The organism is Streptomyces sp. NBC_00637 (assembly GCF_045161545.1).
Taxonomy (GTDB): domain Bacteria; phylum Actinomycetota; class Actinomycetes; order Streptomycetales; family Streptomycetaceae; genus Streptomyces.
In genome coordinates, this window is the sequence record NZ_CP109046.1 from 8,120,122 (window position 1) to 8,142,932 (window position 22,811).

Consider the following 22,811-nt stretch of genomic DNA (forward strand, 5'->3'; position numbering starts at 1 on the left):
CCTATTGCGTTGCGTTGAATCGCCAGCCATTGCAACGAAATAGCAGCTCTCAACTGGTCTTATGTCGACCATGTGCAACGAAGATGTTGATGGAACTGTGAATGCAACGTAGCTTTTCCGGTGTCGGAAACAACGGATCGAAGGAGAGCATCATGCAGACGTTCGACACCCCCGGCTCGATCACCGCCGTCCTCGACATCCCCGCGGGGAGCATCCGGTTCATCGCCGCCGATCGGGCCGACACCACGGTCGAGGTCCTGCCCGCGAACGCCTCGAACGGCCGTGACGTGAAGGCGGCGGAGCAGGTCAGGGTCGAGTTCGGCGGCGGGGTCCTGCGGATCGAGGCCTCGGCGCGGAACCGCGTCCTGGGCAACTCCGGATCCGTCGAGGTGACCGTCCGACTGCCCGTCGACTCCTGGGTCGAGGGGCAGGCGGCCGACGCCGACTTCCGGGGCGTCGGCCGCCTCGGCGACGTCGTCCTCAAGAGCTCGCAGGGTTCGGTCAAGCTCGACGAGGCCGCGAGCGTCCGCCTCACCCTGCTCGCCGGTGACGTCGCGGTCGGCCGCCTCAACGGTCCCGCGGAGATCAGCACCAAGAAGGGCGACATCCGTATCGCCGAGGCCGTCCGCGGCACGCTCATGCTGCGCACCGACGCCGGCGAGGTGTCGGTCGGAGCCGCCCGCGGAGTCTCCGCCTCCCTGGACGCCGGCACCACCTACGGCCGCATCCACAACGCGCTCAAGAACACCGACGGCGCCCCCGCCCTGAGCATCCACGCGACCACCGCCTACGGCGACATCGTCGCCCGCAGCCTCTGAGGAGCGATCGACATGACCTACCCCGCCATCGCGGCGAACGGGCTGCGCAAGTCCTACGGTGACAAACTCGTGCTCGACGGCATCGACCTTGCCGTCCCCGAGGGAACGATCTTCGCCCTGCTCGGGCCGAACGGCGCCGGCAAGACCACCGGGACACCCCCCACCACCCGCCCACCCCGAGGCGGCGTACCCCGACACCCCGTCGGCGCACGCCGCCTCGTTCGCGTCCCGGGGTGAAGGGAGGGATGGCGTTGCCGGCCCGGCCGGTCGCCGTCCTGGCAAGATGGCGGCATGGAACGTGTGCTGGGAATCGGTGGGTACTTCCTGCGGGCTACGGACCCGGCGGCCCTGAGCGCCTGGTATCGCGACTGCCTGGGCCTGGACGCCGAGGAGCACGGCCTGTGGCGTCAGGAGGCCGGGCCGACGGTGTTCGCGACGTTCGAGTCCGACACCGACTACTTCGGGTCCCGCTCCCAGGGAACCATGCTCAACTTCCGGGTCCGCGACCTGGAGGCGATGCTCGCGCAACTGCGCGCCGGGGGAGCGGACGTGACCGAGGAGACGCAGGACATGGAGGGCGTCGGCCGTTTCGGCTGGGTCACCGACCCGGAGGGCAATCGGATCGAGCTGTGGCAGCCCGCCTGACCGCGCCTCCACTCGAACGGTGCCGCTCTCGTAGGGGCTGCCCGGCGACGAACGCCGGCCGGGCACCGTCGAAGGGGCCCTGCGCAGCGGCCGGTTGGTGGTGAACTAGACGGAAGCTGCGGGCTTCCGGCCCCAGACGGTGAGCATGCCGGCCGAGAGCGCGGCGCATTCGACGGAGCCCAGGTACCGGACCGCCTCGTCGACGGCCGTGTCGTCGACCAGGCCGGTGGCGACCATCGCCGCTCGGCTCCGTTCCCAGGTGTCCGCCCAGAAGCGGCTGATGGGGCTCCCCGGCAGCAGCGGCGGCACATGGACCTCGGCGGCGACGGAGACGAGCCCCGCCGCCCGCAGCAGGCGCGGGTACGACGGCACCCAGGAGACGTCGGTGCCGATGCCGGTCCGCAGCCCCTGCCACATCGCCCGCATCACGGAGCTGTACGGCGTGTCGGGCGTGCGGTCGCTCGTCAGGTCGATCGCGTCGCTGAGCACCAGGACACCGCCGGGCGTGACGAGATCGGCCAACGCGGTGATCAGGCGCTCGCGTTCGGGCAGATGCATCAGCACGAAGCGGGCGTGAACGAGCGAGAACACGCCGGTCAGGGCGTCCGGCGCGCTGATGTCGGCCTCCAGCACGTCCAGCCCGGGCATGGGCCGCGCCTCGAGGAAACGAACGTCGCGGTCCACGGCGAGCACACTCGCCACCCCGGCCTCCTCCAGCAGTCTGCGGGAGACCGTTCCCGTGCCGGCCCCCACGTCGAGGCAGCGCCATCCCGGGCCGGCCCCGAGGGCCCGCAGCCGGGCCATGGTGGTGTCGTCGTAGGCGAGGGCGCCGAAGTCGATGCGCTCGCCCTCGCCCGTCTGTTCGGGACGGAAGACGGCCTCGCCGTAACGGCCGCCGCCCGGCGCCTCCCCGGGCGCGGCGCCGCTCACCTCGCGGTCCACGGCACGTCGAGGGCGCTGACCGTGACGCGGGCTGGTGCCCGGACCGCGCGTGGCCGGCACAGCGGATCGTCGAACGGTCTCATGGCCGGACCTCTTCACACGGTGGGGCGGAGCCCGACGGCCCGTCCCGAGGCCGCCGCGCCCCGATCCTCCACCGACCGCCGCCTCCGTGACCGAGGCGCGCCGTGCCTGAGCCAATCGGCGGGTAGGGGGCGCCCGCCACACGTGCCACCCCGCAGTCCGACCGGGCGTCGTGCGAAGGGAGCGGCTGACGTGCCCGAGTGTCACCTGCCCATGGCCGCCTTGTCACAGGGTCCCTCCGATATCCCACCTGCGTGGTCGTCGCTCCTCGTCGCCGTGTCACCATGCCCTTTCGGCACCACCGTCCAGGGGGGACATCCATGCGCACCCGCGCGACCATCGCCACCGCGGCCCTGCTCCTCGCCGCGCTCACCGCCTGCTCCTCGACCGACGACGCCCCGGCCGCGAGCGACAGCGGGACGCCCGCCGCCGAGCCCACCGTGAGCGTGCCCGCCGCGCACGAGGGCGACGACCTCATGGCCGCCGTCGCCGTCTACACCGCCTCGTACTTCGCCGCCGACACCGACACCGCGTACGCCATGCTGTCCGCGCGCTGCGCGAAGCAGATCACCAAGGACACGTACGCCGGCGTCGTGCGGCAGGCCGCGACGGACTACGGACCCGACCACGCGGCGACCGACGTCCGGGCCGAGGTCTCGGGCGACGTCGGCCTGGCCACCTACAAGGTCGAGGGCCTGCCCAAGTTCGATCAGACGAAGCAGCCGTGGGCGCTGGAGGGCGACGCCTGGAAGTACGACGCCTGCTGACCGCCGATCACCCGAGCCGAGTGCCCTCGCGGGACTCGACGTGGTCGGGGACCTCGATGCCGGGCGGGAGCAGGGGGTCGGTCTCGGGTGCGCCCCAGGTCGAGAGCAGGGGAAGGACCCCGGCCCAGATCCCGAGGGCGGCGTCGGGTCCGTCGCCGTCGTCCGGCCCCCCGCTGCGTGTCTTGACCGACGCCTCTTCCAGCGAGAGGGCGAGCAGGACCGTCGCGGCCAGTTCCCTGCGGTTCGGCCGGCGTGCGTGGTCCCACTGTCCCGGTGCGGCCTGTTCGGTCAGGAGGCGCAGCCCTTCGAGCTTCTCCTCCGGATCCGTGACCGGGCGCGGGACGCCGTAGATCATCGCGCTGCGGTAGTTCACGCCGTGTTCGAACACCGACCGGGCGAGGACGAGGCCGTCGACGTGCGTCACCGTGACGCACACCGTCGCCCGGGGCGACGCGATCAGGCTTCGGCCGGCCACCGATCCGTGGAGGTAGAGGTTCCGGTGGTCGGTCCCGTAGACCGTGGGAACGACCATCGGGTGCCCGTCCACGACCACCCCCAGGTGGCAGAGGAAGCCCGCGTCCAGGACGGCGTCGAGCGCGGCACGTTCCAGGCTTCCCTGGTCCCGCAGACGACGGTGACGGGTGCGGTCGGTGTCCGGCAGCGTGGGAGGGAGGGGGGTGTGGTTCACGTCGGTCCTTTCGCTACGTGCGCGCCCCCAGAAGCTACCGATATCGTTGCCAGTTGGCCAGTGATCAACCGAATCGGTTTTCTCGTACCGTGGTTTCCACTGAAAGCGAAGGAATTCAGTTGGCTGCGCCGACACCGACCCCGATGGCGATGAAGAGCCAACCGGTGGTCACGTCCCACCGGTGCCTGAACGCCGGCCGGCTCAACAGGACGCGCAGCCTGCCGGCGACGCTCACCAGAGCCAGCCAGTAGACGACGCCGATCAGCACGTCCACCGTCCCGAGGAAGAAGATCTGCCTGGTCGGCGAGCCATCGTGAGGAACGAACTGCGGCAGGACGCTGAGGAAGAACAGCGCCGCCTTGGGGTTGAGCACGTTGGTGAGGAAAGCGTCCAGGAAACTCCGCCCCCAGGTGCCCCGCCACCCACCGGGTCCCGAGTCCGCTCGGCCGGTGGCCTGCTCCCGCCCGCCGTCGCTCGCACCCTCCACCGGCCCGTTCCCCTTCCGGCGGGCGACGGCGGCACGACGGGCCGCCACCAGGGCGCGTACGCCGAGCACCACCAGGTAGGCGGCTCCGGCCAGCTTGACGGCCGTGAAGGCGACGGGCGAGCGGGCGGCCACCACGGACAGGCCGAGGGCGGCGGCCACCATGTGCACACACAGCCCGGTCTGGGCTCCCAGCGCCGCCGCCCGTCCCAGTGAGGCGCGTACCGTGGCGGCCCGGACGATCACCAGGAAGTCCGGGCCGGGCACCAGGTAAGCCACCATCACCACACCGAGAAAACCCGCGAGATCGACCGACAAGGCCCACTCCTCTCTCGATCCCGGCCCGACGGACGGGAGGCGCTTCCGTGGTTCTCGTGCCTGGGCACGTTCCACGGATTCGCCACCCGATGCGCCGAGCGAGGAGTTCTCGCGAGAACACCGCGCTCGTCGCGCCGGGACGCACGGGCGCACGGCGCGCGCACGGGGCACGCGGTGCGGGGCCGTCACTCGGTGACCTTCGGTGTCGCCTCAGGACAGGGCGTCGTACTTCTGCCAGCCGGAGGCGAGGGTGTAGGTGGCGCTGAACGTGCCGTCGCCCCAGCCCTTGTTCCGCAGCAGCTTGCCGTCGGTGGTACGGGAGACCAGGTCGGGGAAGCCGTCGCCGGTGACATCGCCGACCGCGACGATCGCGTCGCGGCCGACGCCCCAGTCCCGGAACACCAGCGTCCGAGGCTTGAAGCCGCCGGTGCCGTTGCCGTCGTAGCGCCACAGTTCGCCGCCCGCGTCCCGGGCGAGGAGGTCGCCGATGCCGTCGCCGGTCACGTCGGCGGCACCGACGACGGTGTAGCCCTTCCATCCGGTGCCGACGCGCACGCCCGGGTCCAACGAGCCCTGGGCGTCGGACCGGTACAGGTAGAGGTGGCCGGTCGTGGTCTGGCGGGCCAGCAGGTCGGTGCGGTGGTCACCGGTGAAGTCGTCGGCTGCGACGACGGTGTCGAAGCCGTTCCAGCCGGTCCCGACGAGGGTGCGCTCGGCGTCGGGCAGGAACACGCCGGTGCAGCCGCCGGAGTGCCGGTACAGCTTGCCGTCGGTGGTCCTGCTGAGCATGTCGGAGCAGCCGTCCCCGGTCATGTCCCCGACGGGGACGAAGCGGGTGCCCTGGCTCCAGCCCGACCAACCGCGAGAGTCGGTCGGCCTGCCGTCGGCGAACCGGTGGGCTTCGAGCAGACCCCCGCCGGTCATCGTGTACAGCTCGCCGTAGCCGTCGGTGTCGGCGTCGTGGAAGGCGGACCGGCCACCGGAGAGCCGGAAGTCGCCGGTGGGGAGGGTGCGGACGGCGCCGCCGTCGCCCGGGTCCACGGTCATGGTCCAGTGGTAGCGGCCGCTCACCGCCTTCTCGCCCGCCTCGTTCCTGCCGTCCCAGGAGGCCCGGACGGCGGCGCCCTCGTGGGAGTCGCCGGTGAGGGTGCGGACGGTGCTGCCGTACGCGTCCTTGACGGTGAGCTTCCAGGAGGCGGGCGGGCGGGTGAACCGCCAGGTGCCCTCCCACAGACGGTCGCTCGCCGTGCGCAGATCCACGGTGGGGTCGGTGCGCGAGTCGAACAGGCTGATGCGCGATCGCGGCACCGTCACCGGCCGGATGTGGATCATCTGCTCGCCGTCGACGTAGGCCACGTGGCCGCCGTAGCGGTCGACGGTCAGCATGCTGATCCCCGCCTCGTCGGGGGCCGTGGCGAAGGGAGAGGTGGCGGCCGGGTGGCCCCCGCCGAGGTGGAAGTCGGTGAGGGTCACCGTCCGCCGGTCCGCCGACTGCTGCACCAGATAGCCGTCACCGACCTTGGCGGGCAGTGCGCCGGGTACGGGGATGTTCTTGCCGGTGCCGCTGTCCCACACCCCGGCCTTGCGGGACGCGGAGCAGCGCCAGTACAGCCACCGCCCGACGGTCTGCAGGTCGTCGGGGACGCAGCCCGAGCCGAGCACCACGTTCGCCGAGGTCGCCTTGGTGACCAGGTCGTACGAGTTGACCGTGCCGGCGACGCCGCCCGGCTTCCAGATCTTCGTGCCCCACAGGGACACGGCGGTGACCGACCGGGTGTGGACCTGCCCCGGGTAGGACACACCCGGGGCGAACGAGCCGATGCGCTGCACGCCGTCGTCGTCGACCGCGACGTACGAACCGCCGGCGGCCACCACGTGGTCCGGGGACTCCCAGTCGAACGTGCCCAGCCCGAGCTCGCCCTTGGGCGCCCCGCCCCCGAGTGCCTCCTGGCCGCCGAACGGCGTCATGAAGCCGACCCGGCCGTCGCCGAGCGCCCACAGCTTGGAGTAGAACGCGCCGCACGTGTACTCCGCGGGGTCGACGCCCTCGCACGGGTAGTCCGTCCAGACGTGGGACGCCGCGAGCTGCCGGGGTCCGGGCCGGGGCGTACCGACGGCCGGGAGGTCGAACTCCCACAGCGCGCGCTGCGGCTCGGGGTCGGCCGTCCCCAGCACGCTCAGCTTCCCGCCGCCCAGCGCGAGGGTCTCGACGTAGGCCTTGAGGTCCCCCCTGGTGCCGAACGGGATCACTGTCTCGTCGTCGGTCACCCGTGGCGCACCCGGTGCGGCCGCCGCCGGCGTCGGCGCGAGGCCGAGGCCGCCGACCGCCAGCGCGACGGCGGTCCCGATCGTGAACGAGGTGCGTCTGATCGTGCGAGTGCTCATGCCGGCCCCCTGTGTGACGAGCGGTCCCGTCGTCGTCTCGGAAGCTATGACCCGCACGGCATCCCGCGGGTTGTACGGAACCGAATGATCGATGCCGGGCGTGCGGAGCGGGGCGGCGCGGGCGGAGGTTGATCGCCGGGCCCGCGGGGGAGCGGCGGCCGCTGTCGCGTCCCGCGGCCCGGTCTGCCGCCGGGGAGGGGCGTACCGGCGAAGGGTGAGCGCGACCGTGCCCGGATTCGGACGGGCATCACGGACACTGGACAGCAGGAGGAGAGGAGGCCGACCGTGCTGACCGTAGTCCGTGAGCAGCTGGGCCGTGCCCTGTTCCGCCGCGTCGCCGGTCCCGACGGACCGGCCACCCGTGCCCGCATCCACGACACCCCCGGCCCGCGCTGGTTCGATCCGGACCGCCCGATCCGCACCGTCCACGGCGACGCCTCGATGTTCATCGGCGGGCTGAGCGCGCTGCTGTTGCAGTCCCTGCACCCGCTCGCCATGGCGGCGGTGGCCGGCCATTCGGGATACCGCGGCGACCCGTGGGGCCGACTGCAACGCACCAGCACCTTCCTGGCCGTGACGACCTACGGCACGGCCCCGGACGCTCAGCGCGCGGTCGACACCGTCCGCGCCATCCACGAGCGGATCCGGGGGACGACGGCCGCGGGCGTCCCGTACCACGCGGCCGATCCGCACCTGCTCGGCTGGGTGCACGCGGCCGAGACGGACAGCTTCCTGCGCGCCCACGAACGCTTCGGAGCCCACCCGCTGGACGCCGCGGGCTACGACGCCTACGTCGCCGACACCGCGCGGGTCGCCGAGGCGCTGGGGGTGAGCGACCCACCGCGCGACCGTCGCGAGCTGGCCGCGTGCCTGACCGCCTACCGCCGCGAACTCGAGGCCACGTCCGAGGCCCGGGCCACCGCCCGCTTCCTGCTGTTCCAGCCTCCCCTGCCCCTCGCGGCACGCCCCTTGTACGCCGGGCTCGCCGTGAACGCCGTCGTGCTGCTCCCGCCCTGGGCCCGGGGCATGCTGTGGCTGCCCCGGGTCCCGGTCGTCGAGGACCTCGCCGTACGCCCCACCGGACAGGCCCTGACCCGGACCATCCGCTGGGTCATGACCCCGCCGGGCCGACCCGGCACGACGTGATCGCGGGCCGGCCCAGGTCGCGGTCGGCCGGTACGGGGGACCTTCGTGGCACTATCGCCGACGCGCGCGGCTCTCGTCCGCCTCGTCACCGGCGAGCGGGTACAGCTCCCGCGAGGTGACGATCAGTTCCCGGCGCTCCTTCCCCGATCCCACCATCGGCTGGGAGCCGTGGAGGGACACCTGGGCGCTCTCGGGCAGGAAGCGGACCGTGAACAACCCGATGGCACCGGCGGCCATCAGGTAGAACGCGGGCATCAGGTCGTTTCCGGTGATGCTCACCAGCGCCTCCGTGACCAGTGGGGTCGTACCGCCGAACGCGGCCACGGCCACCCGAGGCACCGACCGCGCGTCGGAGCAACGGTGCTTCGACGACCTGGACGTCCTCGTCGCGGAAGGGACGCTTGTACCGCCGCAGCCTGCGCGTCAGGTCCTCACGGACCTGCGGGGGCAGTTCGGCGACGTCCGTCGGCCCGGACCGCGCTGGGTCGGGCTGACCGTCGGTCAGTAGGTCAGCCACTGAAGTTCCTTGCTCGTCATGCGTGAGATGACCTGCGTGCGCAGTGAGGCACCAGGTGTTTGCCGCGCTGACAATGGCTTCTGCCCCCTTTCGCGCGACTCACCCGGGGACGATGAACACGCCACCCCTCCTGCGTTCGGCCGGGGCCGGGGGCCGGGCCAAGGGCCGGGGATCGCGGGGCACAGGGCAGGGAATGGGGGCGGCGCAGACCTCCCCAGGCAGAGCCGCCCCCGGCAACACCTCTGCCACAGCGCCTCTGCCCCCGAAACACCCCCGCACACCTGCGCTTCACGAGGTGACGGCCGCACGTCCTCAACCTCGGTTCGGCCGCGTGGTTTTGGGGGCCGGGCCGGTGCGGCACGGAGGGGCACCAGCCGAGGGATACCGTAGGGCCTACCCGATCGCGGTCATCCACGCTGGCGGCAACGCGCCTCGCCACGGCTCGTCTTACGCCACCGACGCACGTGCACGGCGCCTGCGATGACCAGGAGCATCGGCACGCCGGGACCGACCGCAGGAAGCGAGGACCGTACCCGTGGCAAGGACGCGGACACTCGCTCAGACGTACCGCCACTTCGGTGAGGTCGACGCGGCCGGAAAATCATCACCGCTGTACGCGCGCGTCGCCGTCGCCCTGAGCGAGTCCGACAGGGCGCTGTCCGCCATCGGGACGGCGCCGGCACGCAAGCGGCATCCCGCAGTGGTCCTTGCCGCGCTGCACGACCTCGCCCTCGCCGGACGCGCCCCCGCGCTGGCAGCGGCCTACGCGGCCGCGGACGCCGACGCCGCCGCCGACGCGGCCATCGACACATTGCTGTGCATGACCGACCCGGTCGTGGAGATCGCCACGCGCCGGAGGCTCCGGACCGACGAGAGCGGACGCGGCGCCGTGCTGTATCCGGCCGTCGCCGAGGCGGCGCGGCGGGCGGGCGCGGACGCGGTGGGGCTGATCGACGTGGGCTGTTCGGCCGGGCTCAACCTCGGTGTCGACCGCGTCGGCATCAGGTACGGCAACGGACCATCGCTGGGCGCCTCGTCGTCTCCCGTACAGCTGTCCGCGACGATCGTGGGGGACCGGCCCGTCCCGGCGCGGGCGATGCCCGAGGTCGTGGCCCGCGTGGGCGTCGACCCCGACCCGCTCGACGTGAGCGACGCGGATGACGCCCGGTGGCTGCGCGCCTGCCTGTGGCCCGGTCAGCCGGAGCGGGCCGCGATGCTCGAAGCGGAGATCGCGTTGGCGGCGACGGCCCCTCCGCTCCTGCTGCGAGGCGACGCCGTCGACATGCTGCCCGACGCCTTCGCCCACGTGCCCGCGGACGCCCTGCCGGTCGTCACCACGACGTGGGCGCTGTCACGCTTCCCGCCCGAACGCCGCCTGCGCTTCCTGCGGCGCCTCGAGGAAGCGGCGGCCGGCCGGCCGGTGGCGTGGGTCTCGGCGGAGGGTGTCGGAGTCGCGCCGACGGTACCGACACTGGGTGACCGTCACGCTTCCGGCCACAGCATCATCGGCCTGGTAGAGCTCGACCGGTCGGCCCTGCACGCCGAGGCCCTCGGCCGCTGCTGGTCGCGGGGCCGCCTGCTGGCATGGCTGGCAGAGTCCTAGCGCTTTCCTCTCGTCAGCTTCCCCGCGGGCTCCGCCGATCGGGCGGCTCCGGGGCCCGGCCGACCCGCGGTGTCAGGCCACCGGCGCGATGTGCGCGAAGACTGGTGGCCTCGGACGAGGGAGGAAAGACCGTGGGCGATCGCGCTGCTCGGCACACCGGGACATCCACGCCGGCCGACCCGGGCGCCCACGGCACCCCCGGTCAGGCAGGGGTCATCGGCATCGGGCTCGCCGCCGTCCTGACGTTCGCCCTGGCGGACGGCTCCTGGGAGTGGTTCGCCGCGTACATCGGCATGACCCTCCTCGCGGTGATCGTCGGCTTCTGCCGGCTGCCTCCCTGGACGCCCGGCCCGCGCCGCGCCTATGTACAGACCCTGGTCGCCTACTCCCTCGTGGTGGGCCTGTGCGTCGCGATCGCGCTGGCCCCCGTGCTGCAACGCTCGGTCTGGCTCTTCCCGATGCCGGGCACCCGCAGCGAGTGCCAGGAGGTGGGCGCCTACGAGAGCCTGCGGACGGAGGCCTCGCTGGGAAGCCTCGCGGACCGCGACCGTGCGGCCCTGGTTCGGACGCAGGACATCCAACGACGTGAGGCCGTCGCCGACTGCCTGGCATCCACCACGACCCGGTGGCTCCCGCTGTACGGGCTCGGGGCGGCGGTGCTGGTGGCTCTGGGCGCATGGTTCCTCGACCGCTCCCGGGCGCGGAGGAACGCCGACGCGACCCGCTCGAACTCCGCCGTCGAGGGCGGGTAGAGCGAGGCGGGTGGGTCAGGGACGACGAGGTCCTCTGCGCGCATCGCTCGGGACAAGCGTGGAAGAAGGGCCCCATGACTTCACTCACGGAACAGCAGAACGTGGCCGACTTCTACGACTTCGAGGCGGATCTCACGGAGGAGGAGCGCAAGGTTCTGCTCAGGACGAGGGCCTTCATGCGCGACGAGGTCCAGCCCCTGGTGGCCGAGCACTGGGCCGACGGCACCTTTCCCATGGAGCTGATCAGCCGTTTCCGGGAGAGTGGACTGGTCGGACTGTCGTACGAGGGCTATGGCGACCACGGCCCCACCGCCAGTCATCTGCTGACCGGAATGATGGCGATGGAGATGAGCCGTGTCGACGCTTCGGTCGCCACCTTCTTCGGCGTCCACAACGGACTCGCCATGTACGCCATCCACGCGGGCGGCGACCAGGCCCAGCGCGACCGGTGGCTGCCCGCCATGGCGAGGATGGACACCATCGGGGCGTTCGCCCTCACGGAGCCGCTGGACGGCTCCGACATCGCGGCCGGTATGCACACCACCGCCCGGCGCGACGGCGACACATGGGTCCTCAACGGCGCCAAGCGCTGGATAGGCAACGCCACCTTCGCCGACCTCATCGTCGTCTGGGCCCGCGATGTCGACGACGACCAGGTCAAGGGATTCGTCGTCGCCAAGGACACGCCCGGATTCAAGGCCGAGAAGATCGCCCACAAGACGTCGCTGCGCATCGTCCAGAACGCGGACATCACCCTCACCGACGTCCGGGTGCCGGAAAGCGATCGGCTGCGGAACGCCTCTTCGTTCCGTGATGTCGCGGAAGTCCTGCGCGCCACGCGGAGCGGGGTCGCCTGGCAGGCTCTCGGCGTCATGATCGGCGCGTACGAGGCGGCCCTGCGCTACGCCACGCAGAGGCAGCAGTTCGGCCGTCCGCTCGCGGGATTCCAGCTCGTGCAGGACCTCCTGGTGAAGTGCCTGGGCAACATCACGTCGAGCTGGGGCATGCTGCGTCGGCTCGCCGGACTGCAGGACGCGGGGGTGTTCCGGGACGAGCACTCGTCCCTGGCCAAGGCCCACGTCACCGCCCGCATGCGCGAGGTCGTGGCCTGGTCCCGGGAGATCTTCGGGGGCAACGGCATCGTCCTGGAGTACGACGTGGCACGCTTCTTCGCCGATGCGGAGGCCATCTACTCGTTCGAAGGCACCAGGGAGATGAACACACTGATCGTCGGCAAGGCGATCACCGGACAGAGCGCCTTCGTCTGACCGTCGGGCCGTCCGCCCGTCCGGCTGTCCGGCTGTCCGGGCGAGCGTGAGCCGCCGCAGGGCAGGGAGGACCATGGATGACCAGCAACGACCAGCAATGACCAGGGGTGACAGGGAGGGGCGGGGATCAATGAAGTCGGCGTTCGGGGGTACTCGGTCCTGCCCAGGTCCCTCGTACGAAAGTGAAGCCCATCCCCATGGCCGACATGCCTGACACGACCGACACGCGAGACGTCGTCGCACTCATCCTCCAGGACCACAGAAGAATGGAGGACCTCTTCCGTCTGATGCGCAGCGTCGAGGCCGACCGGGCAGCGGCCCTGCGAGAGTTCGCCGACCTGTTGATCGCGCACGCGCTGGCGGAGGAGGCGAAGGTGTACCCCGCCCTGAAGCGCTTCAAGAAGATCGACGACGAAGAGGTGGAGCACGGCGAGGAGGAGCACGACGAGGGCAACAAGGCACTCCTCGAGCTCCTGGAGGTCGACGAGGTCGGCTCCGAGGAGTGGGACGAGAAGCTGGAGGAGCTCGTCGAGGCCGTCGCCCACCACACCGACGAGGAGGAACGCACGATCCTCAACGGTGCCCGCGAGAACGTCGCCATGGAGCGACGGGAGGAGCTGGGCGAGGCGTTCCTGGAAGAGAGGGAGCGTCAGCTGAAGGCCGACTGCGGGTCCGTGGACAACGTGCGTCGTATCGTCGGCTCCTGACCGGGGCCCGTCGTGTGACCCCCCTGGCTGCCGGAGGGCGAGCACACGCGGAAGCCAGAGAGGCCTGGGCTCGCCGACTGCCGGCAAGCCCGGGCCTCTACGCACGCCCGCCCCGGCCGCGGGCGGCGAAACGCCTTGCCTTGCGCCCTGGATGCCCGCGAGGTCGTGGTCGGGGATGGTGCTGGAGCTGGGCACGACCACCCGGGACGGCGTGCCTCGGCGCGCGCGGTCGCCTGGCGTCGCCGCCTCAGCCCGGATCCTCGGCAGGAGCGCCCAGCGCCTGGTACACGGCCCACACCACGGCGACCAGCGGTACGGCGACGACGGCGCCGATCACCCCCGCCGCGACCGCTCCGCCGACGACCGCCAGGGCCACCACCACCGGGTGCAACCGGACGGCCCAGCTCATCACGATGGGGTGCAGCAGATGGCCCTCGATCTGTCCGATGACCACGATCAGGGCCACCACGAGCAGGGCGGTGACCGGTCCCTTCGACGCCAGTGCGACGACGGCCGCGATCGCCAGGGCGATGGGCGAGCCGATCAGCGGGACGAACGCGGCCACGAACTCCAGCAGGGCCAACGGCACCGCCAGCGGCACCCCCAGAGCGAACAGCGCGATGCCCACGAGGACCGCGTTGGTGGCGGCCACCAGCAGGATGCCGCGCGTGTAACCGGTGAACGTCCGCCAGGCCGCCCGGCCCGCGATCGTGACCCGTCGCCGTGCGCCGTCGTGGAGCTGGTCGCACAGCCACTGCCACTGCCGGTCGCCGGAGTATGTGAAGAAGACCGCGCAGAACACGGCCAGGGCGAGCACCGTCAGCACCTCGACCAGCCGGCTCGCGCCACTGAGCGCCGTACTGACGAGGGTGGAACGGTGGCTCGACAGGAGCTCGCCGATCCGGGACTGGAGATCGTCGAACGCGTCCGCGGGAAGGCGGAAGGGCGGCTGCTCCAGGCGGCGTTCGATCCGGTCGATTCCCGCCACGAACTCCTTCTCCAGTCCACTGCGCTCATGCGCCGCGGTCTCACCCACCAGGGCCAGCGCGCCGAGAACGAGGACGATGCCGCCGATCAGCGCGGCGGCGACCGCGAGCGGGCGGGGCACGAAGCGCGCGAGCAGGCCGGCCACGGGACGGAGCACGGCGGTGATGACGAGCCCCAGGAAGACGGCGACGGCGATCCGGTGGAACTGCCCGAGCACGGAGAAGGCGACGCGGACGACGATGCCGACGGCGATGATCCGCCATGCGTACGCGGCCGCGGTCCGCAGCAGACCCGGCACGTGCGGCTCCCCGCTGCTTCGGCGTTCGAGCGGCGAGGCGGGCTGATCGGGTCTGGGGGGTGTGGGCATCTCATCCCCGTACCACTGGGCGACCGCGGGGGAGCGGCGCAGGCCCGAAGTTCCCCCGAAGGCCGGTAGGGCCGTCGGTCAGGCCCGCACGCGCCGGACCGTGATCGCGGGCCCGGCGCCGAACGGGGGAGAGGGCGGGTACGCCGACGGCTCCCACCCTGTGCGGGTGGGAGCCGTCCGGATGATGCCTGCCGTCAACGACGTCGGCGGTTACGCGTGGCGGTGCGAATGCCGGTTGCCCGTGACGAGGCGGTAGAGGGCCAGCAGGATGAAGGAGCCCACGATCGCGGCGATCCAGGTGGAGAGGTCGAAGAATCCGTCGACGGAGTCGACACCGAAGATCACCTTGCCGAGCCAGCCGCCGAGCAGACCGCCGGCGATACCGATGAGCATGGTGATGATGATGCCACCGGGGTCCTTGCCCGGCATCAAGGCCTTGGCGATGGCGCCGGCAAGGAGGCCGATGATGATCCACGCGATGATGCCCATGATGTCTCTCCGCTTCGTCGTGTAAAGACAGTGTCAGCTTCTCGTGTGCACCATTCGCGATCGAACAAACGTCACTGGCACATACTCAATCGCAAGACAGGCGAAGCGTCGCGTCGAGGCGGGGGCCGTGGGGCGGGAGACACGGGTGGGGCCGGGCGATCGCCGCCCACTCCTCCTCGGTGAGCGGGGCGAGGTGGACCGACGGCCCCTCCGCCGGGGCGAACTGTCCACCGATCAGGTTGGCGGACTGTCAGGCCCCGGCGGCTCGCGCCCCTTGGCCGCGGTCGGCGGCGGGTCCGGACGTCCTCGGCCCTACAGCGAGGGTGCCGAGCCCGGCAGCGGGCGTCCCGCCGACTCGGCCATGAACCACACCGCCACACCACCGATCACGGCCGCGGCCATCATGTAGTAAGCGGGCATCATCATGTTTCCGGTCGCCCCGATCAGGGCCGTCACCACGAGCGGGGTGGTGCCGCCGAAGAGCGAGACGGAGACGTTGAAGCCGATCGACAGCGATCCGTAGCGGACCTTCGTCGGGAACAGCGCCGGCAGAGCGGCCGGCATCGCCGCCGTGAAGCAGACCAGCAGCAGGCCCAGCGCGCCCATGCCGAGCGCGACCGCGAACAGGCTGCCCTGGCGGATCAGCAGCAGTGCGGGGACGGACAGCAGCAGGAAGCCCGCACAGCCCGCGGCGATCACCGGGCGGCGGCCCACGCGGTCGGTCAGGGCGCCCGCGAAGGGCTGGACGATCATCATCACGGCCATCACGCCGAGTACGACGAGCAGGCCGTGCGTGTCGTCGTAGCCGAGCTCACTGGTCAGATAGCTCGGCATATACGACAGCAGCATGTAGTCGGTGACGTTGAAGACCAGCACCAGGCCGACGCAGAGCAGCAGCGCCCGCCACTGGCCGACGATCATCCGGCGCAGCGGTACCTTCGGGCGGTTCGACTCGGCCTTCTCCATCTCGGCCGCGAACGCCGGGGTCTCCTCCAGCCGCATCCGCAGGTAGAGGCCGACGATGCCCATCGGGCCGGCGATGAGGAACGGGATCCGCCAGCCCCAGCTCAGCAGGTCCTCCGTGGACAGCAGGGCGGTCATCACCGTGACCAGGCCGGCGCCGCCGATGTAACCGGCGAGCGTGCCGAACTCCAGCCAGCTGCCGAAGAAACCGCGCCGCTTGTCGGGCGCGTACTCGGCGATGAAGGTGGAGGCGCCCGCGTACTCGCCGCCGGTGGAGAAGCCCTGTACGAGGCGGGCGGCCAGCAGGAGCAGGGGGGCTCCGACGCCGATCGAGGCGTACGACGGGATGAGGCCGATGGCGAACGTGCCCGCGGCCATCAGGATCATGGTGGCGGCCAGCACCTTCTGGCGGCCGACACGGTCGCCGAGCGGTCCGAAGAGCATGCCGCCGAGCGGTCGGACCAGGAAGGCGGCCGCGAAGGCGCCGAAGGTGGAGAGCAACTGGGTGGTCGGGTTCCCGGACGGGAAGAAGACCTTGCCCAGGGTGACCGCGATGTAGCTGTAGACGCCGAAGTCGAACCATTCCATCGCGTTGCCCAGCGCGGCGGCCTTCACGGCGCGTTTCACGACGGCGGGGTCCGTGACGGTGGCGTTCTCCGGGACGGTCGGGGTGGTCGGGAGGGGCGTCGGGGGAGTGGCGACTGTGGCAGTCGGCAAAGCTTCGCTCGCCTACTTTCGTCGGGGACGGGGGACGGTCTGCTCGACGACGCCGGCGGCAGGCCAAAGAGCGACGATAGGTCGACATGTGCCCTTTACGCGCTGTACGCACTTCAATGCATGCTGCACGTAAACGTGGTGTGGGCAGGCCCGTAGACCCGCTCCGCGGGGCACCTCGCCGGATCATGATGTGACCCATCTCGCCTCCCGCGCACGCAACCGAACCAGGGGGCCCGTTTCCGGCGCGTGGTGCGTCGACTTCGTGGCGGGTGGGGCGCCCGGGGTCCGTCCTTCGGCCTGAGCCGCCCGTTCCGTACTCTGGCGGCATGCGCATGCGCCCCACTCTGAGCTGGACCCCGGCCCAGGACCTGCCGCCGGCCACGACCGATCCGCAGCAGGTCGTCGACGCGCTGGGCGCGGGCAACGTGCTGGTGCTGAGCGGAGCGGGCATCTCGACGGAGTCGGGCATCCCCGACTACCGGGGCGAGGGCGGGAGCCTGAGCCGGCACACCCCGATGACCTACCAGGACTTCACCGCCGACGCCCGGGCCAGGCGCCGGTACTGGGCGCGCAGCCACCTCGGATGGCGCACCTTCGGGCGCGCCCGCCCCAACGCCGGTCACCGGGCCGTGGCCGCGTTCGCGCGGCACGGCCTCCTCACGGGCGTGATCACCCAGAACGTCGACGGCTTGCACCAGGCCGCCGGCAGCGAGGAGGTCGTGGAACTCCACGGAAGCCTGAGCCGGGTCGTCTGCCTGTCCTGCGGTGCCGTCAGCGCGCGCCGCGAGCTCGCCCGGCGGCTGGAGGAGGCCAACGCGGGTTTCGCGCCCGTGGCAGCCGCCGTCAACCCGGACGGTGACGCCGACCTCACCGACGCACAGGTCGGGGACTTCCGCGTGGTCTCGTGCACGGTCTGCGGCGGCATCCTCAAACCGGACGTGGTGTTCTTCGGCGAAACCGTTCCGCCGGCACGCGTCGAGCACTGCCGCGCGCTGGTCGACGAGGCGGCCTCGCTGCTGGTCCTGGGATCATCGCTGACGGTGATGTCCGGGCTTCGGTTCGTCCGCCAGGCGGGTCAGGCAGGGAAGCCCGTGCTGATCGTCAACCGGGACCCGACCCGGGGCGACCAGCACGCCGTCACGCGGGTCGAGCTCCCGCTGGGCACGGCCCTCACCACGGTGGCCGGTCGCCTCGGCATCGCGCTCGACGACCAGGCGGCGTCCGCCTGACCACGCCCCTGCTCAACGGTCCTTTCGCGGGTGCTGCCCACCGAGGTCGCGCAGCACCTCCCTGGCGGCGCGGGCGCCCGACGCCATCGCCCCCTGCACCGAGCCCGTCGCCCGGTGGTCACCGCACACGTATCGACCCCGGGCCACTCGGGTCGTGCGGCTGAGCTCCTGAGGGGGCGCCATCGCGGGCAGCGCGTCGGGCACCGTACGGACGGTCAGCAGGTCCCAGTGGTCGGCATCGGTGTCGTAGACCTCGCTCAGCGTCGCGCGCAGCGCCCGTTCCCGGCCGGCGGCGTCCGCGCCGAGCACCGAGGTGGCCACGAGCGCCCGGCCGGGGGGCGCGTAGGAGGCGGCCACGTTGCTCGGTACGCACGTGTTGAGGAAGCGGCGCCGGGTGTCCACCAGCAAAGTGGAGTCGTTCAGCGGCGGTTTCGGCATGGCGTGGTAGTAGGTCGTCGTCACGCGGTACGGCGGCACGGTGACGTCGGGCAGCAGGCTTCGGGCCGCACCGGGGCCGGTGGCCACCACCACGGCACGCGCCGGGACGAGTTCACCGGCGGCGGTCTCCACGCCGTCGTCCGTCAGCCGTTCGACCGGGGTCTCCCGTCGCACGGTGCCGTTCGGCAGCGAGGCCGCCAACGCGAGAGGCGCGGCACCGATGCCCGCGGCGGGCAGGCTCAGGGTGCCGCGCAGCATGCTGCGCCACACGAGATGGAAGACCCGGGCGGACGTCTCCAGACGGTCCTCCAGGAACACCCCGGACAGGAACGGCAGGAAGAAGCGCTCGACGAACGCGTCGGTGAAGCCCGCGGCGGCGAGCGCCGTGCGGGTGCTGCGATCCGGCCGCCGCTTCAGCCGGCGCGGCGGCGACACCGCGTCGGAAGCGGCGAGGGCGCCCAGCGCCGCCAGGTCGCGCGGTCCCGCCAGGCGCCCCGACAGCAGGTCGACGAGCGAGGACGGGTGAGCGAACGGGTCGGTCAGACGGCGTCTGCCGGTGTCGGTGTGGATGAGGACGCCCCGGTCGAAGGGGCGCGGGTCCAGCCCGTCCGCTGCCAGGCGCCGCCGGACCTGCGGGTAGGACGGGTTGAAGACCTGGAAGCCGCGGTCGATCACGAAGCCGTCCACACGGTCGGAGCGCATCCGGCCGCCGACCCCGTCGGAGGCCTCCAGGATCCGCACGCCGACACCGGCGGCCAGCAGGTCCTGAGCACAGGCGAGGCCGGCGACGCCTGCCCCGATCACCACGACGTCCGGTGATCGTTCGGTTGCGTTCACGGACTTCCCTTCCCTCGCCGGCTCGCCCACGGTCACGCGGTCCGGGCGCCGCGACGGCTCCGCGGCCCCGTACCGTCACTTCCCCTTCGCGTCCGACCGGGGGAGCGGATGCACTTCACCGCCGCTCTCTGCCCCAGGCGATCCCCCGGGTCCGCAGGGCCTGCCGGATCACCTGGGGCCGAGCCGACCGGCCGGTGGCCCGGCCGGTGCGTGCGGTCAGTGCTCGTCCGTGTCTCCCTGGCTGCGCACGACTTCCTTCACCTTGGCCACCGCGAAGCCCCAGCCCTGTGCCACGGTCGGCTTGGCGGGAACGGCGATCTCGTCCGGGTTGGTGAGCACGTCGAGCAGCACGGGTCCGGGGGTGTCGAAGGCCCGGCGTACGGACTCCTCCAGGTCGGCCGGGTCGGTCACCCGGATGCCGGTGATGCCCATGGCCGTGGCGACGGCCGCGAAGTCCGGATTGTCCAGCACGGTGCCGAACTCCGGGAGTCCGGCCTGTTCCTGTTCCAGCTTGACCATGCCCAGCCGGCGGTTGTCGAAGACCACGAGCTTGACGGGCAGCCCGCTCGTCTTGAGCGTCATGAGGTCGCCGAGCAGCATGCTCAGCCCGCCGTCGCCGCAGAAGGCCACGACCTGACGGTCCCGATCCAGACACTGGGCGCCGAGGGCCTGTGGCATGGCGTTGGCCATGGAGCCCAGGTTGTAGGAGCCGATCAGCCGGCGCTCGCCGCGCATCTCGACGAAACGCGACAGCCACACGGTGGCCATGCCCGTGTCCGAGGTGAAGATGGCGTCCTCGTCGGCGAGCCGGTCCACCACGGCGGCCAACGCCTCCGGACGGATGTCGTCGGAGCGGTTGTCCAGGGCGGAGCGGACCCGGCCCACCAGGCTCTTGTCGTGCGCCGGGTCCGCGAGCCGCGCCTGGCCCTCACGCCACCGCTCGAAGCGTTTGCGGGCATCCTCCAGATGCGAGCGGTCGCGCCCGCCGCCGCTCTCGGCGGGCGCGGCGGCGAGGTGGGCCAGGAGGTCCCGGACGGTCGCGCCCGTGTCACCGACGAGCCCCACTTCCACGGGCACCCGGCGTCCGATGTGGGACGCCTCGGTGTCCACCTGGATGACGGTCCGGCCCTCCGGATACCAGTCCCGGTAGGGGAAGTCGGTGCCCAGCAGCAGAAGCGTGTCCGCGTCCTGAAGGGCCGACGCGGCCGCGGGGTTCCCGATCAGCCCGGTCTGTCCGACCTGGAAGGGATTGGCGTCGCCCTCGAAGCCTTCCTTCGCCTTGAGGGTGAGCACCATCGGCGCGGCCAGCCGGTCGGCCAGGGCCAGGACGTCCTCGCGTGCGGCGCGGGCGCCGCGGCCGACGAGCAGCGTGACCCGCTCCGCACGGTCGAGGAGTTCGGCGGCCCGTCGTACGGCGGACTCGTCCGGCCGGCTCAGCGGGGCGTTGAGCGAGAACCGGGCCGGCCGGTCCGCGCTCAGCTCCTGTTCCCCCAGGTCACCGGGGATGGTCAGCACGGCGACGCCCTTGCGGCCCAGCGCGGTGCGCACCGCCGTCTCCAGCATCTGCGGCAGCTGGTCGCCCGAGGTGATCGTGGCCCGGAAGACGGCCACGTCGCTGAAGAGGGCGTCGTTGTCGACCTCCTGGAAATAGTCGCTGCCGAGCTCGGCGAGCGGGACCTGCCCGGCGATCGCCAGCACCGGCGTATGGCTCTTGGCCGCGTCGTAAAGTCCGTTGAGCAGGTGCACGGAACCGGGGCCGACGGTGCCCATGCACACGCCCAGGGTGCCGCTGAGCTGCGACTGGGCGCTCGCGGCGAAGGCCGCGGCCTCCTCGTGCCGGCAGCCCACCCACTCCAGGCCCTCGGTGGTGCGGATGGCGTCGGTCAGCGGGTTGAGCGCGTCGCCTACGACGCCGAAGACCTGGCGTACGCCAAGTTCGTTCAGCGCGTCCACGATGACGCGCGCGACGGTTCGGGCCACTGGATCCTCCAGATCACACGGTGAAGCGGTCGGGGTCGGCGGCGTCCCAGTCGGCCGCCCAGGAGGCGGGGGGCTCGGCGAGCAACTGCCCGGGCGCCAGCCATTCGTAGAGTTCCTCGAAGGAACGTTCGGTGCGGGGGTCGATGCGTCGGCGCAGCATGTGCGGCCGCAGCTGCGCGGGATCGGTCACTCCCATGGACGCCATGATCTGCAGCGCGCTCGCCACCGTCGCCTCCTGCAGGCGCTGGACCCGGAGCGTCTTGTCGCCGACGTGCAGGGCGCGGGCACGCCGGGGGTCCTGCGTGGTGACGCCGGTGGGGCAGGTGTTCGTATGACACCGCTGCGCCTGGATACAGCCGACGGCGAACATCATCGCCCGTGCGGCGTTGCCGTAGTCGGCGCCCTGCACCATGCGCTTGACCAGGTCGGTACCGGTGGCGATCTTGCCGCTCGCCCCGATCCTGATCCGGTCGCGCAGCCCCGCGCCGACGAGCGCGTTGTGGACGGTCAGGAGCCCCTCGGTGAGCGGGGTGCCGACATGGTCGGCGAACTCCAGAGGCGCGGCCCCGGTCCCGCCCTCGGCGCCGTCCACCACGATGAAGTCCGGGGCGGTGCCCTCCGCCAGCATCGCCTTGCACACGGCGAGGAACTGGCGGCGCGACCCCACGCAGAGTTTGAAACCGGTCGGCTTCCCGCCGGACAGTTCCCGCATCCTGGCGACGAAGCGGACGAGTTCGCGGGGTGTGGAGAACACGCGGTGATAGGGCGGTGAGATCACCGTCCGGCCTTGCGGCACGTCCCGTACCCGCGCGATCTCCGCGTTGACCTTCGCTCCGGGCAGCACCCCGCCGATGCCGGGTTTCGCGCCCTGGGAGAGCTTGAGCGACACGCACTTCACGTGCTCGTGGGCGGCCTTGTCGGCGAATTCCGACGGGTCGAAGTCGCCGTCGTCGGTCCGGCAGCCGAAGTAGCCGGTGCCGATCTCCCAGACGAGGTCACCACCCGGCCGCAGGTGGTACTCCGACAGGCCGCCCTCGCCGGTGTCGTGGGCGAAGCCCCCGGCCGCGGCGCCCCCGTTGAGCGCGAGGATCGCGTTCGCGGAGAGCGAGCCGAAACTCATCGCCGACACGTTCAGCAGCGCCATGTCGTACGGGCGGCCGCAGTCGGGTCCGCCGATGCGCACCCGCGGTGGCGTCTTCGGTACCGCACAGGGCGCCATCGACGGCACCAGGTACTCGTAGCCGGGGCGGTAGACGTCCCGCTCGGTGCCGTACGGCTGTTCGGCGTCGGTCCCCTTGGCCCGCTCGTAGACGATCGTGCGGGTGTCGCGGTCGAAGGGACGGCCGTCGAAGTTCCGCTCGATGAAGTACTGCTGCAGTTCCGGGCGGATCTTCTCCAGGAGGAAGCGGGCGTGCCCGAGCACGGGATAGTTGCGCAGCACGGAGTGCCGGCGCTGCAGCAGGTCCGCTACGCCCAGGAGCCCCAGCACGAGCACCGGCGCGGCGGCCGACCACCACCAGGGCGAACCTGCCACCGCGGTCGCGCCTGCCGCGAGCCCGACGACCAGAGCGAGAACAACCAGTCCAATACGTGTCACCTCCCCCGCGTTGCCCGACAGCCGACGATCATGTCTCTCCGTCGCTACCGGAGATCGTCAAGAAATCCCCTCGTGCCGTCCGGCGA

At 71.8% G+C, this 22,811-nt stretch carries 20 protein-coding genes and 2 pseudogenes; 11 read left to right on the forward strand and 11 right to left on the reverse strand.

Annotation, left to right across the window (positions count from 1 at the left end):
- Positions 1-152: 152 nt before the first annotated feature.
- The 3 genes and pseudogenes from OG440_RS35850 (at position 153) to OG440_RS35860 (ending at position 1,463) form a co-directional block, all read left to right on the forward strand.
- On the forward strand, positions 153-818 hold the full coding sequence (locus OG440_RS35850) for a DUF4097 family beta strand repeat-containing protein (protein WP_406010922.1): 666 nt from the start codon (positions 153-155) through the stop codon (positions 816-818).
- A gap of 12 nt (positions 819-830) precedes the next feature.
- Positions 831-968, forward strand: a pseudogene (locus OG440_RS35855) (ATP-binding cassette domain-containing protein); the annotation flags it as partial.
- Positions 969-1,109: 141 nt separating this feature from the next.
- Positions 1,110-1,463, forward strand: a complete 354-nt coding sequence (locus OG440_RS35860; protein ID WP_406010923.1) for a VOC family protein — start codon at positions 1,110-1,112, stop codon at positions 1,461-1,463.
- A 105-nt stretch (positions 1,464-1,568) separates the two neighbouring features.
- Here the strand turns inward: OG440_RS35860 and OG440_RS35865 are convergent, their stop codons facing one another.
- Complete coding sequence (locus OG440_RS35865) at positions 1,569-2,393, reverse strand: class I SAM-dependent methyltransferase (protein ID WP_406010924.1); 825 nt, start codon at positions 2,391-2,393, stop codon at positions 1,569-1,571.
- A 413-nt stretch (positions 2,394-2,806) separates the two neighbouring features.
- Here OG440_RS35865 and OG440_RS35870 point away from each other — a divergent pair, with 413 nt between their 5' ends.
- The gene (locus tag OG440_RS35870) at positions 2,807-3,253 is read left to right on the forward strand and encodes a hypothetical protein (RefSeq protein WP_406010925.1); all 447 of its coding nucleotides are present in this window, start codon (positions 2,807-2,809) and stop codon (positions 3,251-3,253) included.
- A 7-nt stretch (positions 3,254-3,260) separates the two neighbouring features.
- On the opposite strand, the gene OG440_RS35875 is transcribed toward OG440_RS35870, so the two are convergent.
- The 3 genes from OG440_RS35875 to OG440_RS35885 all read right to left on the reverse strand — a co-directional run bounded on the left by OG440_RS35875 (position 3,261) and on the right by OG440_RS35885 (position 7,128).
- Entirely contained in the window at positions 3,261-3,941 is a 681-nt protein-coding gene (locus OG440_RS35875) for a pyridoxamine 5'-phosphate oxidase family protein (RefSeq protein ID WP_406010926.1), read from the reverse strand.
- A gap of 115 nt (positions 3,942-4,056) precedes the next feature.
- Positions 4,057-4,743, reverse strand: a complete 687-nt coding sequence (locus tag OG440_RS35880) for a LysE family translocator (protein WP_406010927.1) — start codon at positions 4,741-4,743, stop codon at positions 4,057-4,059.
- Between the two features lie 210 nt (positions 4,744-4,953).
- Positions 4,954-7,128 carry an FG-GAP-like repeat-containing protein gene (locus tag OG440_RS35885; RefSeq protein ID WP_406010928.1) on the reverse strand — a complete coding sequence of 725 codons (2,175 nt, stop codon included), beginning with the start codon at positions 7,126-7,128 and terminating at the stop codon, positions 4,954-4,956.
- 285 nt (positions 7,129-7,413) lie between these two features.
- Between OG440_RS35885 and OG440_RS35890 the strand changes: the two genes are divergently transcribed.
- Positions 7,414-8,274 (forward strand): oxygenase MpaB family protein, encoded by an 861-nt coding sequence (locus tag OG440_RS35890; protein ID WP_406010929.1) that lies wholly within the window; start codon positions 7,414-7,416, stop codon positions 8,272-8,274.
- Positions 8,275-8,325: 51 nt separating this feature from the next.
- On the opposite strand, the pseudogene OG440_RS35895 reads toward OG440_RS35890, so the two are convergent.
- A pseudogene (locus OG440_RS35895) lies at positions 8,326-8,601 on the reverse strand (MFS transporter); the annotation flags it as partial.
- Here OG440_RS35895 and OG440_RS35900 point away from each other — a divergent pair.
- The 5 genes from OG440_RS35900 to OG440_RS35920 all read left to right on the forward strand — a co-directional run bounded on the left by OG440_RS35900 (position 8,546) and on the right by OG440_RS35920 (position 13,121).
- Positions 8,546-8,782: a hypothetical protein gene (locus OG440_RS35900; protein WP_406011579.1), complete on the forward strand. Its 237-nt coding sequence runs from the start codon at positions 8,546-8,548 to the stop codon at positions 8,780-8,782. The pseudogene OG440_RS35895 and the gene OG440_RS35900 sit on opposite strands and share 56 nt — an antisense overlap.
- Before the next feature lie 544 nt (positions 8,783-9,326).
- Positions 9,327-10,394: a DUF2332 domain-containing protein gene (locus OG440_RS35905; RefSeq protein ID WP_406010930.1), complete on the forward strand. Its 1,068-nt coding sequence runs from the start codon at positions 9,327-9,329 to the stop codon at positions 10,392-10,394.
- Positions 10,395-10,525: 131 nt separating this feature from the next.
- The gene (locus tag OG440_RS35910; protein WP_406010931.1) at positions 10,526-11,146 is read left to right on the forward strand and encodes a hypothetical protein; all 621 of its coding nucleotides are present in this window, start codon (positions 10,526-10,528) and stop codon (positions 11,144-11,146) included.
- Positions 11,147-11,220: 74 nt separating this feature from the next.
- A complete protein-coding gene (locus OG440_RS35915) occupies positions 11,221-12,414 on the forward strand; it encodes an acyl-CoA dehydrogenase family protein (RefSeq protein WP_406010932.1) in 1,194 nt (397 codons plus the stop codon).
- A 206-nt stretch (positions 12,415-12,620) separates the two neighbouring features.
- Entirely contained in the window at positions 12,621-13,121 is a 501-nt protein-coding gene (locus OG440_RS35920) for a hemerythrin domain-containing protein (protein WP_406010933.1), read from the forward strand.
- Positions 13,122-13,368: 247 nt separating this feature from the next.
- Here the strand turns inward: OG440_RS35920 and OG440_RS35925 are convergent, their stop codons facing one another.
- The 3 genes from OG440_RS35925 to OG440_RS35935 form a co-directional block, all read right to left on the reverse strand.
- Positions 13,369-14,475 carry an AI-2E family transporter gene (locus OG440_RS35925; protein ID WP_406010934.1) on the reverse strand — a complete coding sequence of 369 codons (1,107 nt, stop codon included), beginning with the start codon at positions 14,473-14,475 and terminating at the stop codon, positions 13,369-13,371.
- 210 nt (positions 14,476-14,685) lie between these two features.
- On the reverse strand, positions 14,686-14,964 hold the full coding sequence (locus OG440_RS35930) for a GlsB/YeaQ/YmgE family stress response membrane protein (RefSeq protein ID WP_406010935.1): 279 nt from the start codon (positions 14,962-14,964) through the stop codon (positions 14,686-14,688).
- A gap of 312 nt (positions 14,965-15,276) precedes the next feature.
- Positions 15,277-16,644 (reverse strand): MFS transporter, encoded by a 1,368-nt coding sequence (locus OG440_RS35935; protein ID WP_406010936.1) that lies wholly within the window; start codon positions 16,642-16,644, stop codon positions 15,277-15,279.
- Between the two features lie 326 nt (positions 16,645-16,970).
- Here OG440_RS35935 and OG440_RS35940 point away from each other — a divergent pair, with 326 nt between their 5' ends.
- Positions 16,971-17,873: an NAD-dependent protein deacetylase gene (locus OG440_RS35940; protein WP_406010937.1), complete on the forward strand. Its 903-nt coding sequence runs from the start codon at positions 16,971-16,973 to the stop codon at positions 17,871-17,873.
- 12 nt (positions 17,874-17,885) lie between these two features.
- On the opposite strand, the gene OG440_RS35945 is transcribed toward OG440_RS35940, so the two are convergent.
- The 3 genes from OG440_RS35945 to OG440_RS35955 form a co-directional block, all read right to left on the reverse strand.
- Positions 17,886-19,148, reverse strand: a complete 1,263-nt coding sequence (locus tag OG440_RS35945) for an NAD(P)/FAD-dependent oxidoreductase (protein ID WP_406010938.1) — start codon at positions 19,146-19,148, stop codon at positions 17,886-17,888.
- Between the two features lie 216 nt (positions 19,149-19,364).
- On the reverse strand, positions 19,365-21,128 hold the full coding sequence (locus OG440_RS35950) for a thiamine pyrophosphate-dependent enzyme (protein WP_406010939.1): 1,764 nt from the start codon (positions 21,126-21,128) through the stop codon (positions 19,365-19,367).
- Positions 21,129-21,141: 13 nt separating this feature from the next.
- Positions 21,142-22,725, reverse strand: coding sequence for an FMN-binding glutamate synthase family protein (locus OG440_RS35955; RefSeq protein WP_406010940.1), 1,584 nt, complete (start codon positions 22,723-22,725; stop codon positions 21,142-21,144).
- Positions 22,726-22,811 lie beyond the last annotated feature (86 nt).

What these genes read in the sequence shown, in the direction of transcription:
- OG440_RS35850 (WP_406010922.1), top strand. Translation starts at nt 153, where the DNA reads ATGCAGACGTTCGACACCCCCGGCTCGATCACCGCCGTCCTCGACATC.
- OG440_RS35860 (WP_406010923.1), top strand. Translation starts at nt 1,110, where the DNA reads ATGGAACGTGTGCTGGGAATCGGTGGGTACTTCCTGCGGGCTACGGAC.
- OG440_RS35870 (WP_406010925.1), top strand. Translation starts at nt 2,807, where the DNA reads ATGCGCACCCGCGCGACCATCGCCACCGCGGCCCTGCTCCTCGCCGCG.
- OG440_RS35885 (WP_406010928.1), bottom strand. Translation starts at nt 7,128, where the DNA reads ATGAGCACTCGCACGATCAGACGCACCTCGTTCACGATCGGGACCGCC.
- OG440_RS35900 (WP_406011579.1), top strand. Translation starts at nt 8,546, where the DNA reads ATGCTCACCAGCGCCTCCGTGACCAGTGGGGTCGTACCGCCGAACGCG.
- OG440_RS35915 (WP_406010932.1), top strand. Translation starts at nt 11,221, where the DNA reads ATGACTTCACTCACGGAACAGCAGAACGTGGCCGACTTCTACGACTTC.
- OG440_RS35920 (WP_406010933.1), top strand. Translation starts at nt 12,621, where the DNA reads ATGCCTGACACGACCGACACGCGAGACGTCGTCGCACTCATCCTCCAG.
- OG440_RS35925 (WP_406010934.1), bottom strand. Translation starts at nt 14,475, where the DNA reads ATGCCCACACCCCCCAGACCCGATCAGCCCGCCTCGCCGCTCGAACGC.
- OG440_RS35930 (WP_406010935.1), bottom strand. Translation starts at nt 14,964, where the DNA reads ATGGGCATCATCGCGTGGATCATCATCGGCCTCCTTGCCGGCGCCATC.
- OG440_RS35940 (WP_406010937.1), top strand. Translation starts at nt 16,971, where the DNA reads ATGCGCATGCGCCCCACTCTGAGCTGGACCCCGGCCCAGGACCTGCCG.